This is a genomic window from Mitsuaria sp. RG, from assembly GCF_028369275.1.
GTDB classification, from domain to species: Bacteria; Pseudomonadota; Gammaproteobacteria; order Pseudomonadales; family Pseudomonadaceae; genus Aquipseudomonas; species Aquipseudomonas peradeniyensis.
The window spans coordinates 1-11,807 of the sequence record NZ_JAQMYQ010000007.1 but is presented as its reverse complement, the minus strand read 5'-3'; the positions used below and the strand labels follow the sequence as shown (position 1 = coordinate 11,807).

Sequence of the window (11,807 nt, the reverse complement as noted above, 5' to 3'; positions counted from 1 at the left end):
TCCTGGCGGAGCAGGGAGCGGGCATTGCCTGCCCCACTCCCCTTCGCGTCACGTGTTATTCGGTTTCCAGATCGATGTCGATACCGAGCGAACGGATCTCTTTGATCAACACGTTGAAGGACTCGGGCATGCCCGGCTCCATACGGTGATCGCCATCCACGATGTTCTTGTACATCTTGGTACGGCCGTTCACGTCGTCCGACTTCACTGTGAGCATTTCTTGCAGGGTGTATGCCGCGCCGTATGCTTCCAGCGCCCACACTTCCATCTCCCCGAAACGCTGACCACCGAACTGCGCCTTACCACCCAGCGGCTGCTGGGTAACCAGGCTGTAGGAACCAGTGGAACGCGCGTGCATCTTGTCGTCCACCAAGTGGTTCAGCTTGAGCATGTACATGTAACCCACGGTCACAGGACGCTCGAACTTGTTGCCGGTACGGCCATCGAACAGCACCATCTGGCCGCTTTCTGGCAGGCCTGCCAGTTTCAGCATGGCCTTGATCTCACGCTCCTTGGCACCGTCGAAGACTGGGGTGGCCATCGGCACGCCTTTCTTCAGGTTGTTCGCCAGGGCGAGGATCTCTTCGTCGGTGAACTCTTCCAGGTTCTCCTGACGACCACCGATCTCGTTGTAGATCTCGGTGAGGAAGGTGCGCAGTTCAGCGGCTTTACGCTGCTCTTCGATCATGCGGTCGATCTTCTCGCCCAGACCCTTGGCCGCGAGGCCCAGGTGGGTTTCGAGGATCTGACCGACGTTCATACGCGAAGGTACGCCCAACGGGTTCAGAACGACGTCGACCGGAGTACCGTTGGCATCATGCGGCATGTCTTCGACCGGCATGATCACCGAGACCACACCTTTGTTACCGTGACGGCCGGCCATCTTGTCGCCCGGCTGGATGCGACGACGGATTGCCAGGTAGACCTTGACGATCTTCAGTACGCCCGGAGCCAGGTCATCGCCTTGCTGCAGCTTGCGCTTCTTGTCTTCGAACTTGTCGTCCAGCAGGCGACGGCGATCGACGATGTACTGCTGAGCCTTTTCCAGCTGCTCGTTCAGTGCATCTTCGGCCATGCGCAGTTTGAACCACTGGCCGTGCTCCAGACCGTTCAGCACGTCGTCGGTGATCACGGTGCCTTTCTTCAGGCCCGCGCCACCGTCGACCACCTGGCCGTTCAGGGCAGAACGCAGACGCTCGAAGGTCGCGCCTTCGACGATGCGGAACTCTTCGTTGAGGTCCTTGCGGATCTCGTCCAGCTGCATCTTCTCGATGGCCAGGGCGCGGCTGTCGCGCTCGACACCGTCACGGGTGAAGACCTGGACGTCGATGACGGTACCCTTGGTGCCGGTTGGCACGCGCAGGGAGGTGTCTTTGACGTCGCTGGCCTTCTCGCCGAAGATCGCACGCAGCAGTTTTTCTTCCGGCGTCAGCTGGGTCTCGCCTTTCGGAGTGACCTTGCCGACCAGGATGTCGCCAGCGCCGACTTCGGCACCCACGTAGACGATACCGGCTTCGTCCAGCTTGTTCAGCGCAGCCTCACCCACGTTCGGGATGTCCGCGGTGATTTCCTCTGGGCCAAGCTTGGTGTCACGGGCCACACAGGTCAGTTCCTGGATGTGGATCGTGGTGAAGCGGTCTTCCTGGACCACACGCTCGGACAGGCAGATGGAGTCTTCGAAGTTGAAGCCGTTCCACGCCATGAACGCGATGCGCATGTTCTGACCCAGTGCCAGCTCACCCATGTCGGTGGACGGACCATCGGCCATGATGTCGCTACGCTGAACCTTGTCACCTTTGCTGACCAGCGGACGCTGGTTGATGCAGGTGTTCTGGTTGGAGCGGGTGTACTTGGTCAGGTTGTAGATATCCACACCTGCTTCACCGGTCTCGACTTCATCATCGTTCACGCGAACAACGATACGGCTGGCGTCGACCGAGTCGATCACACCACCGCGGCGAGCAACCACGCAGACACCGGAGTCACGGGCGACGTTGCGCTCCATGCCGGTACCTACCAGCGGCTTGTCGGCACGCAGGGTCGGTACAGCCTGACGCTGCATGTTCGAACCCATCAACGCACGGTTGGCGTCGTCGTGCTCGAGGAACGGAATCAGCGACGCTGCGACCGAAACTACCTGCTTCGGCGAAACGTCCATCAGGGTGACGTCTTCCGGCGCCTTGACGGTGAATTCGTTCAGGTGACGAACGGCTACCAGCTCGTCGATCAGCTGCTTCTTCTCGTTCATCGCGGCCGAAGCCTGGGCGATGACGTGATCGGCTTCTTCGATCGCCGACAGGAACACGATGTCGTCGCTGACCACACCCTCTTTCACCACGCGGTACGGGCTTTCCAGGAAGCCGTACTGGTTGGTGCGGGCATAGGCCGCCAGGGAGTTGATCAGACCGATGTTCGGACCTTCAGGGGTCTCGATCGGGCACACACGGCCGTAGTGGGTCGGGTGTACGTCACGGACTTCGAAGCCGGCGCGCTCACGGGTCAGACCACCAGGGCCGAGTGCGGAGACACGGCGCTTGTGGGTGATCTCGGAGAGCGGGTTGTTCTGGTCCATGAACTGCGAGAGCTGGCTGGAACCGAAGAACTCTTTCACCGCCGCCGCAACCGGCTTGGCGTTGATCAGGTCCTGCGGCATCAGGCCTTCGCTTTCAGCCATCGACAGACGCTCTTTGACCGCGCGCTCGACGCGCACCAGGCCAACGCGGAACTGGTTCTCAGCCATCTCGCCGACACAACGGACGCGACGGTTACCCAGGTGGTCGATGTCGTCGACGATGCCCTTGCCGTTACGGATGTCGACCAGGGTCTTGAGGACCTCGACGATGTCTTCCTTGCTCAGTACGCCCGAACCTTCGATCTCGGTGCGACCGATACGACGGTTGAACTTCATGCGACCAACGGCCGACAGGTCGTAACGCTCGGCGCTGAAGAACAGGTTGTTGAACAGGGTCTCGGCGGCGTCCTTGGTTGGCGGCTCGCCTGGACGCATCATGCGGTAGATCTCGACCAGCGCTTCCAGTTGGTTGCTGGTGGTGTCGATCTTCAGGGTGTCCGAGATGAACGGACCGCAGTCGATGTCGTTGGTGTACAGGGTCTCGATGCGGACAACCTGGGCCTTGGCGATCTTCACCAGCAGGTCGGTGGTCAGCTCGGTGTTGCACTCGGCGATGATCTCGCCGGTGGCAGGATGCACGATCGCCTTGGCGGTGGTGCGACCCAGTACGTACTCCAGCGGCACGTCCAGCTCTTTCACGCCAGCCTTTTCCAGCTGGTTGATGTGGCGCGCAGTGATACGGCGGCCTTGCTCGACGATGACCTTGCCGCTGCCGTCATGGATGTCCATGACCGCAACTTCACCACGCAGACGCTGAGGCACCAGCTCCAGGCTCAGTTTCTCGCCGGACAGGTGGAACACGTTGGTGGTGTAGAAGGTGTTGAGTACTTCTTCGGTGCTGTAGCCCAGCGCGCGCAGCAGTACCGAGGCCGGCAGTTTGCGGCGACGGTCGATACGCACAAACACGCAGTCCTTCGGGTCGAACTCGAAGTCCAGCCAGGAACCGCGGTAAGGGATGATGCGCGCGGAGTAAAGCAGCTTGCCCGAGCTGTGGGTCTTGCCACGGTCGTGGTCGAAGAACACACCCGGCGAGCGGTGCAGCTGAGACACGATCACACGCTCGGTACCGTTGATTACGAAGGTACCGTTCTCAGTCATCAGGGGGATTTCACCCATGTAGACTTCTTGCTCTTTGATGTCCTTGATCGCTTTGTTCGACGATTCCTTGTCGAAGATGATCAGGCGCACCTTCACCCGCAGCGGGACCGCGAAGGTCACACCACGCAGGACACATTCCTTCACATCGAACGCCGGCTCGCCCAGGCGATAGCCGACGTACTCCAGGGCAGCATTGCCGGAGTAGCTGATGATCGGGAATACCGATTTGAAGGCCGCATGCAGGCCGACGTCGCGGAACTGATCCTTGGATGCTCCCGCCTGCAGGAATTCGCGATACGAATCCAGCTGGATGGCCAGGAGGTAAGGCACATCCATGACGTCCGGCAACTTGCTAAAGTCCTTGCGGATACGTTTTTTCTCAGTGTATGAGTAAGCCATCAGCATTCCCCAGCTTGGTCACCTGCTTGTTTGGCATCTCCCGGCGGGAGCAGCCAGAAAATCGTGCAAACCCCATGGTTTGCGCCACCGATATGGTGGTTGCCACTTCGCTATCGGGGCCGACCTGATCGGCCGCCAATAACGGAAAAAGGCCGGTGGCATAAGCCACCAGCCATCAGCCCTTCGCTTAACGCTCGGACTGGAGTCGCAAAGTCGAAATTACTTCAGCTCGACTTTGGCGCCTGCTTCTTCCAGCTTCTTCTTAGCGTCTTCAGCGGCTTCTTTCGAAACGCCTTCAGCTACAACCTGAGGAGCGCCATCGACTTTCTCTTTGGCTTCTTTCAGGCCCAGACCGGTCAGCTCGCGAACGGCCTTGATCACGTTCACTTTCTTGTCGCCGGCTTCAACCAGAACAACGTTGAACTCGGTCTGCTCTTCAACAACGGCAGCAGCAGCAGCTGGGCCAGCAGCGGCAACAGCAGCGGTAACGCCGAAGGTTTCTTCCATGGCTTTGATCAGCTCAACAACTTCCAGAACGGTTTTCTGGCCGATTGCTTCGATGATTTGCTCGTTAGTCAGGGACATGACTTAAATCCTGTATTGGGGTGACAGCCTACGCAGCCATCAAATTAAACATATGATTTTGAAAGAGGTTACGCGGCCTTAGGCAGCAGCAGCTTCTTTCTGGTCGCGAACGGCCGCCAGAGTACGAGCCAGCTTGCTGGTGGCGCCTTGAATAACGCTCATCAGACGTGCGATAGCTTCGTCACGGGTCGGCAAGGTAGCCAGTACATCGATCTGGTTGGCGGCAATGAAATTGCCGTCAAACGCAGCTGCCTTGATCTCGAACTTGTCCTGACCCTTGGCGAACTCTTTGAACAGACGAGCAGCAGCGCCCGGGTGTTCGTTGGAGAAAGCAATCAGGGTCGGGCCTTTGAACGCGTCGTTGAGGATCGAGAATTCGGTGCCTTCAACAGCGCGCTTGAGCAGGGTATTACGTACGACACGCACGTAAACGCCAGCCTCGCGGGCCTCTTTACGGAGTCCGGTCATTGCGCTTACAGTCACACCACGGGCATCAGCCACGACAGCGGACAGAGCGACTTTGGCAGCCTCGTTGACTTCAGCGACGATGGCCTTCTTGTCTTCGAGTTTAATTGCCACGGGTTTACTCCTGGTTTCTACCGTTTCATCTGGCCGGAGCCGGATGTCGTTTTGGTGTCTGATTCGCGAACGAATCGGGAGCACCATCTGCGTAGGCTTTAGGTTTAAGGCTTGCGCCGCCTACGGTCTTGGATAGCCCCCGCCAGGCAGGGACCCCAATTTAATAGTCGGTGCGACCAGGTCGCACCGACCGAGCATTACACGTCCAGCGAGCTCTGATCGATGATCAGACCTGGGCCCATGGTGGTGCTCAGGGTAACGCGCTTGACGTAGATACCTTTCGAGGAAGCCGGCTTGATACGCTTCAGATCAGCGATCAGGGCTTCAACGTTTTCCTTCAGCTTGCCGGCTTCGAAGCCGATCTTGCCAACGGAGGTATGGATGATACCGTTCTTGTCGGTACGGTAGCGAACCTGACCAGCCTTGGCGTTCTTCACGGCAGTGGCTACGTCTGGGGTCACGGTACCAACTTTCGGGTTAGGCATCAGGCCGCGAGGACCCAGAACCTGACCCAGCTGACCCACAACGCGCATGGCATCAGGCGATGCGATGACGACGTCATAGTTCAGGTCGCCGCCTTTCATTTCGGCAGCCAGGTCGTCCATACCTACGCGATCAGCGCCGGCAGCCAGAGCGGCTTCAGCAGCTGGACCCTGGGTGAAGACGGCAACACGTACGGTCTTGCCAGTGCCGTGTGGCAGCACAGTAGCGCTACGAACGACCTGGTCGGATTTACGCGGGTCTACACCGAGGTTAACGGCGATGTCGTACGACTCGACGAACTTGGCGGCCGGCAGCGAAGCCAGCAGGGTTGCGGCCTCTTCGAAGTTGTAGGCCTTGCCTGCTTCGATTTTTTCGGCGATAGCCTTTTGGCGCTTGGTCAGCTTAGCCATTACACACCCTCCACGTTCAGGCCCATGCTGCGGGCGGAGCCGGCGATGGTGCGTACAGCAGCGTCCATGTCAGCGGCGGTCAGATCGGCCTGCTTGGCCTTGGCGATCTCTTCCAGCTGAGCACGGGTAACGGTACCGACCTTGACGGTGTTCGGACGAGCCGAACCGCTGGTCAGGCCAGCAGCTTTCTTCAGCAGAACCGAGGCAGGGGTGCTCTTGGTCTCGAAGGTGAAGCTACGGTCACTGTAGACAGTGATGATCACTGGAGTCGGCAGACCTGGCTCTTGACCCTGGGTACGGGCGTTGAAGGCCTTGCAGAATTCCATGATGTTCACACCGTGTTGACCCAGTGCTGGACCAACGGGTGGGCTTGGGTTGGCCTGGCCGGCCTTTACTTGCAGCTTGATGTAAGCCTGAATCTTCTTAGCCATGAGCTACTCCAAATTCGGGTACGAACGCCTGATGGCTCCCCGTATGACTTGCGTTTTATCCCAGTGACGACAAAACCCCGCAGCACATAGGGCTGCGGGGTATGGGATGCTGCGTTCCGCTAGACCTTTTCGACCTGGCTGAACTCGAGCTCCACCGGGGTGGAGCGACCGAAAATGAGCACTGCAACCTGCAGGCGGCTCTTCTCGTAGTTAACTTCTTCGACACTGCCATTGAAGTCGGCAAATGGGCCGTCAATGACGCGAACCACTTCACCCGGCTCGAACAGCGTCTTCGGCTTCGGCTTGTCACTGCCGTCGGCAACGCGACGCAGGATGGCCTCAGCTTCTTTATCGGTGATCGGCGCAGGCTTGTCTGCGGTACCACCAATGAAACCCATGACTCGAGGGGTATCCTTGACAAGGTGCCAAGTCCCTTCGTTCATTTCCATCTGGACCAATACATAGCCAGGGAAAAACTTACGCTCGCTCTTGCGCTTCTGGCCATTGCGCATTTCAACGACTTCTTCGGTCGGGACCAGGATCTCGCCGAATTCGTCTTCCATGCCAGCCAGCTTGACGCGCTCGATCAGGGAGCGCATTACATGCTTCTCGTAACCCGAGTAAGCATGCACAACATACCAACGCTTAGCCACGAGACACCCTTAGCCAACGATCAAGGAGACCAACCAGCCGAGCAGGGAATCAAGACCCCACAACAGCAACGCCATGACCAGAACTACAGCCACGACAATCAGCGTGGTCTGAGTGGTTTCTTGGCGGGTCGGCCACACGACTTTACGGATCTCGGTACGAGCTTCCTTCGCCAGCGCAAAGAACGACTTGCCTTTGGCGGTCTGCAGGGCAACGAAGCCAGCGACAGCAGCCAGGGCAAGCAGGACAAGTACGCGATACAGGATCGGAGAAGCGGAGTAATACTGATTACCCACGACACCAACGACTACCAATGCGACAACAGCGAGCCACTTGAACAGATCAAAACGCGATTCTTGGGCTTCAGTTTTGGGAGTCATCGAGGAGGATCCTGTGAGAAGAAAGCCATCACACCGAGGTGAATGGCAGGTCAGGAGGGAATCGAACCCCCAACCTACGGTTTTGGAGACCGTCGCTCTGCCAATTGAGCTACTGACCTATAACGCTGTATCAGGCCGGCCATTATACCGGCCTGATCAAGTAAATCAACTACTTATTCAATAATTTTCGCTACGACGCCGGCACCGACGGTACGACCGCCTTCACGGATGGCGAAGCGCAGACCGTCTTCCATCGCGATGGTCTTGATCAGGGTGACAGTCATCTGGATGTTGTCACCTGGCATTACCATCTCAACGCCTTCCGGCAGCTCGCAGTTACCGGTCACGTCAGTGGTACGGAAGTAGAACTGAGGACGGTAGCCTTTGAAGAACGGAGTGTGACGGCCGCCTTCTTCCTTCGACAGGACGTAGACTTCTGCGGTGAACTTGGTGTGCGGCTTGACCGAACCTGGCTTGACCAGAACCTGGCCACGCTCAACGTCGTCACGCTTGGTACCACGCAGCAGAACGCCGCAGTTCTCGCCAGCACGACCTTCGTCCAGCAGCTTGCGGAACATCTCAACACCGGTGCAGGTGGTGGTGGTGGTGTCACGCAGACCAACGATTTCCAGCGGATCCTGAACGCGGACGATACCACGCTCGATACGACCGGTAACAACGGTACCACGACCCGAGATCGAGAATACGTCTTCGATCGGCATCAGGAACGGCTGGTCGATGGCACGAACTGGCTCAGGAATGTAGCTGTCCAGAGTCTCTACCAGCTTCTTGACAGCGGTAGTGCCCATTTCGTTGTCGTCTTTGCCTTCCAGGGCCATACGAGCGGAACCGATGATGATCGGAGTGTCGTCGCCTGGGAAGTCGTAGGTGGACAGCAGGTCGCGAACTTCCATCTCGACCAGTTCCAGCAGCTCGGCGTCGTCTACCAGGTCAGCCTTGTTCAGGAAGACCACGATGTACGGAACGCCAACCTGACGGGACAGCAGGATGTGCTCACGGGTTTGTGGCATCGGACCATCGGCGGCCGAGCAAACCAGGATCGCGCCGTCCATCTGGGCAGCACCGGTGATCATGTTCTTCACGTAGTCAGCGTGACCTGGGCAGTCAACGTGAGCGTAGTGACGAATGGTCGAGTTGTACTCGACGTGAGCGGTGTTGATGGTAATACCGCGCGCTTTTTCTTCCGGAGCCGAGTCGATCTTGTCGAACTCAACGATTGCCGAACCGAAAACCTCGGAGCAAACGCGAGTCAGCGCTGCAGTCAGAGTGGTCTTACCGTGGTCAACGTGGCCGATAGTGCCGACGTTAACGTGAGGTAGCGAACGATCAAACTTTTCCTTAGCCATCGATACAGTCCTCCGCAGAAGAAATAGTCATACAGCCTATAAAACAAAGGCAGATATTTTCATATCTGCCTTGTTTATATGGAGCTCTTGAGCGGATTTGAACCGCTGACCTCACCCTTACCAAGGGTGTGCTCTACCAACTGAGCTACAAGAGCGAAACACTTTGTGCAACAACAGCAAACTTGGAGCGGGTAGCGGGAATCGAACCCGCATCATCAGCTTGGAAGGCTGAGGTTCTACCACTAAACTATACCCGCGGAGCTTGCGGCTCTCGCTAAAACTGGTGGAGGGAGAAGGATTCGAACCTTCGAAGCTCTCGCAACGGATTTACAGTCCGTCCCCTTTGACCGCTCGGGAATCCCTCCAGATGTGGCCGGCATTCTATTTGTCTGCCGTCCTAGTGTCAAGCGTTTTTTCAAATTTTTTCAATCAAATCTGAAACTTAGCTGCTTTGACACCGCCTCCAGCTCTACCACCTCGGTGGTGTTCCCTGTGAAGCGGGCGCCATTCTATCAAGCTATTCAGCAGTTGCAATACCCTCGCACAAAATAATTTTGTGTTTTAAGTCTTTGAAATCCTTGGAAAGAGTCGAGAGCACCGCAGGGTCCAACAAACGCTCGCTTTCAGGGGCTACCTTGAGCCAGAAACCCTCGGCTCCCGGCAGCTGCCCAACCACCGGCAGGGCGGCGATATCCAGGCTGAGCAGGCGCTGACGCAGGGCATCGAGCTGCTCGCGTGCGGCCAGCCCGCCCACCACCAGGCATTCGTCGCGCCGCCTGGCCGGTGCCGCGGCCCCGGTCTCGCGCAGCAGGCGTATTTCCTGCTGGGAGCCTTTGTACAACGATAACGGGGCGACTTCCTTGACCTTAAGTGGAGCCTCCTGCTGATGCCATACGTAATAGACGACGTTGAGCACCACCAACAGCAGAAATAACCAGCGCATAGTCACCTCGACTCAATTGGGCAGGCCATGGCCAGGCCGACAAAGACCAGATCCGGCACGATGCGCGCCTGCGGTGCGGCGTCCTGCACCAGCGGCGCATCGCCCCCGGTCAGGAAGACCGTGAAGTCCTCACCCCAAAGCCCCCTGGCCTGCTCGATCTGGGTACGGGCAAACCCCTGGAGCATGAGCACGCAACCACGCTCGACCGCTTCGACCGTGGAGCGCCCCGGTGCCAGGCTGCCCAGGGCACGCTCGGCCGAGGCATCGTCATAGCGGATTCGCCGGGTGTGGGTGCGCAGCTGACTACGCATCAGCGGCATGCCCGGACAGATATACCCACCGAGGTGCTCACCGTCGGCCGCGACATAGTCGGCCTTGGCCGCGGTACCGAAGTCGATGACCAGGCAGGCGCGACCCGCCAGGTGATAGGCGCCCAGTGCGCCGAGCCAGCGATCCATACCCAGGCGCTGGTAGTCCTCATAGCCATTGCGAACGCCGGCCATTTCTTTCACCGGCTGGGCCACGCGTACTGCGACCCCGAACGAAGACAGGATCAACGCGCACAGCGCCGAAGTTTCTTCTTCACTGCGCACACTGACCATGCGACAGCCGATCAGGCGCAGGGATGAAAGCGCCGCGACGGCCGCAACCAGCGCCTGGTCGGAGTCGACGATACCACCACCATTGATGGTGGCGTCGGCCGCATGGATGACGCGCCACTTGATGAAGCTGTTTCCGCAATCGAGCTCAAGAATCATCACGCAACCTCAGACTGAGCTCGCCACCGCTGAAGCTCTTTTCCACACCTTCCACCTCGAGACGCAAGCCGCCTTGTCCATCCACACCCAACGCCACCCCATCGACGCGAGTGGTGCCGGCGACCAGCGAGACTTTGCGCCCCTGCCACAGGTGCGCCTGCTCCCATTCTTCCTGGAACGCGGCGAAACCATAGCGGCGATGACGAGCCAGCTCGTGCTGCAGCTGCCGGCTGAGCTCCGCCACCAAGCGGTTACGGTCCACCAGTTGTCCGGTCTCGCCGCGCATGGAGGCCCAGGGTTGGTCGATCTGATCCCCGCCCTGCATGTTCACATTGATACCGATGCCCAGCACCACATGACAGACATCCGCCGGATCGCCGACCAGCTCCAGGAGGATGCCGGTGATCTTGCGCCCGCTGGCTAATACATCATTAGGCCATTTCAGCCCGACATCCTTCAGGCCGAACGCCTTCAGCGTGCGCATGACCGCCAGGCCAACCACCAGGCTCAAGCCCTCGAGCTGGCGCATGCCACCATCGATGCGCAGTACCAGGCTGTAATAGAGGTTTTCGGCGAACGGACTGACCCATTGGCGGCCACGACGTCCGCGCCCGGCGCTCTGGCGCTCGGCCAGCACCAGGAACGGCGCGACTTGCCCCTGCGCGGCGAGCCTCAGACCCTCGGCATTGGTGGAGTCGATGGTGTCGTGAATGAAGGTCGGCCACGCCTCAGCTTCCGAGAACCCGGCGATTGCCTGCGATTCAAGCAGGTTCAGCGGCGCTGCCAGCTGATAGCCACGGCCACGGACCTTGTGAATGGTCAGGTTCAGTTCGCTCTCAAGGTGCTGCAGCTGCTTCCAGACGGCGCTGCGGCTTACCCCGAGGGCGGCCCCCAGGGCTTCACCGGAATGGAACCGGCCATCCTTGAGGAGATTCAACAACTTCAGCATGCCAGTCTCGACTTGGAATAAGGCTGGCATGATAGCCACGCCCCGAGGGCTTGCATAGGAAAAGGGCTACCGCCGGGCTTGCCGCCGGCGCGATGCCTGTGTAGGAGCGGCCTTGTGCCGCGAAAGGGGCGCGTAGCGGCCC

11 protein-coding genes and 4 tRNA genes are annotated in these 11,807 nt (G+C 58.9%); all 15 read right to left on the bottom strand.

Annotated features, from left to right (window positions below):
• Positions 1-55: 55 nt before the first annotated feature.
• The 15 genes from rpoB to birA all read right to left on the bottom strand — a co-directional run bounded on the left by rpoB (position 56) and on the right by birA (position 11,665).
• A complete protein-coding gene (rpoB, locus tag POF53_RS05930) occupies positions 56-4,129 on the bottom strand; it encodes a DNA-directed RNA polymerase subunit beta (RefSeq protein ID WP_498966813.1) in 4,074 nt (1,357 codons plus the stop codon).
• 219 nt (positions 4,130-4,348) lie between these two features.
• Positions 4,349-4,714, bottom strand: coding sequence for a 50S ribosomal protein L7/L12 (gene rplL / locus POF53_RS05925; protein WP_003255496.1), 366 nt, complete (start codon positions 4,712-4,714; stop codon positions 4,349-4,351).
• Positions 4,715-4,792: 78 nt separating this feature from the next.
• The gene (gene rplJ, locus POF53_RS05920) at positions 4,793-5,293 is read right to left on the bottom strand and encodes a 50S ribosomal protein L10 (RefSeq protein ID WP_008089133.1); all 501 of its coding nucleotides are present in this window, start codon (positions 5,291-5,293) and stop codon (positions 4,793-4,795) included.
• A 197-nt stretch (positions 5,294-5,490) separates the two neighbouring features.
• A complete protein-coding gene (gene rplA, locus POF53_RS05915; RefSeq protein ID WP_023628747.1) occupies positions 5,491-6,186 on the bottom strand; it encodes a 50S ribosomal protein L1 in 696 nt (231 codons plus the stop codon).
• Positions 6,186-6,617, bottom strand: a complete 432-nt coding sequence (gene rplK, locus POF53_RS05910) for a 50S ribosomal protein L11 (RefSeq protein ID WP_028692261.1) — start codon at positions 6,615-6,617, stop codon at positions 6,186-6,188. Before rplK ends, rplA begins: the two co-directional genes overlap by 1 nt.
• A 119-nt stretch (positions 6,618-6,736) precedes the next feature.
• The gene (nusG, locus tag POF53_RS05905) at positions 6,737-7,216 is read right to left on the bottom strand and encodes a transcription termination/antitermination protein NusG (RefSeq protein WP_230381384.1); all 480 of its coding nucleotides are present in this window, start codon (positions 7,214-7,216) and stop codon (positions 6,737-6,739) included.
• Positions 7,217-7,279: 63 nt separating this feature from the next.
• Positions 7,280-7,648: a preprotein translocase subunit SecE gene (gene secE / locus POF53_RS05900; protein WP_011531879.1), complete on the bottom strand. Its 369-nt coding sequence runs from the start codon at positions 7,646-7,648 to the stop codon at positions 7,280-7,282.
• 43 nt (positions 7,649-7,691) lie between these two features.
• Positions 7,692-7,767 (bottom strand) — tRNA-Trp (locus POF53_RS05895).
• A gap of 54 nt (positions 7,768-7,821) precedes the next feature.
• Complete coding sequence (tuf, locus tag POF53_RS05890) at positions 7,822-9,015, bottom strand: elongation factor Tu (protein ID WP_003255489.1); 1,194 nt, start codon at positions 9,013-9,015, stop codon at positions 7,822-7,824.
• Positions 9,016-9,094: 79 nt separating this feature from the next.
• Positions 9,095-9,170 (bottom strand) — tRNA-Thr (locus tag POF53_RS05885).
• A gap of 28 nt (positions 9,171-9,198) precedes the next feature.
• Positions 9,199-9,272 (bottom strand) — tRNA-Gly (locus POF53_RS05880).
• Positions 9,273-9,296: 24 nt separating this feature from the next.
• Positions 9,297-9,380, bottom strand: a tRNA-Tyr gene (locus POF53_RS05875).
• Between the two features lie 152 nt (positions 9,381-9,532).
• Complete coding sequence (locus POF53_RS05870; RefSeq protein WP_110739041.1) at positions 9,533-9,958, bottom strand: hypothetical protein; 426 nt, start codon at positions 9,956-9,958, stop codon at positions 9,533-9,535.
• Positions 9,959-9,960: 2 nt separating this feature from the next.
• Positions 9,961-10,716, bottom strand: a complete 756-nt coding sequence (locus POF53_RS05865) for a pantothenate kinase (protein WP_203649987.1) — start codon at positions 10,714-10,716, stop codon at positions 9,961-9,963.
• The gene (gene birA / locus POF53_RS05860) at positions 10,706-11,665 is read right to left on the bottom strand and encodes a bifunctional biotin--[acetyl-CoA-carboxylase] ligase/biotin operon repressor BirA (protein ID WP_498966807.1); all 960 of its coding nucleotides are present in this window, start codon (positions 11,663-11,665) and stop codon (positions 10,706-10,708) included. The genes POF53_RS05865 and birA overlap by 11 nt, the downstream gene beginning before the upstream one ends.
• Positions 11,666-11,807: the final 142 nt, after the last annotated feature.

What these genes read in the sequence shown, in the direction of transcription:
- rplK (WP_028692261.1), bottom strand. Translation starts at nt 6,617, where the DNA reads ATGGCTAAGAAGATTCAGGCTTACATCAAGCTGCAAGTAAAGGCCGGC.
- tuf (WP_003255489.1), bottom strand. Translation starts at nt 9,015, where the DNA reads ATGGCTAAGGAAAAGTTTGATCGTTCGCTACCTCACGTTAACGTCGGC.
- rplA (WP_023628747.1), bottom strand. Translation starts at nt 6,186, where the DNA reads ATGGCTAAGCTGACCAAGCGCCAAAAGGCTATCGCCGAAAAAATCGAA.
- POF53_RS05865 (WP_203649987.1), bottom strand. Translation starts at nt 10,716, where the DNA reads ATGATTCTTGAGCTCGATTGCGGAAACAGCTTCATCAAGTGGCGCGTC.
- birA (WP_498966807.1), bottom strand. Translation starts at nt 11,665, where the DNA reads ATGCTGAAGTTGTTGAATCTCCTCAAGGATGGCCGGTTCCATTCCGGT.
- secE (WP_011531879.1), bottom strand. Translation starts at nt 7,648, where the DNA reads ATGACTCCCAAAACTGAAGCCCAAGAATCGCGTTTTGATCTGTTCAAG.
- rpoB (WP_498966813.1), bottom strand. Translation starts at nt 4,129, where the DNA reads ATGGCTTACTCATACACTGAGAAAAAACGTATCCGCAAGGACTTTAGC.
- POF53_RS05870 (WP_110739041.1), bottom strand. Translation starts at nt 9,958, where the DNA reads ATGCGCTGGTTATTTCTGCTGTTGGTGGTGCTCAACGTCGTCTATTAC.
- nusG (WP_230381384.1), bottom strand. Translation starts at nt 7,216, where the DNA reads ATGCGCTCCCTGATCGAGCGCGTCAAGCTGGCTGGCATGGAAGACGAA.
- rplL (WP_003255496.1), bottom strand. Translation starts at nt 4,714, where the DNA reads ATGTCCCTGACTAACGAGCAAATCATCGAAGCAATCGGCCAGAAAACC.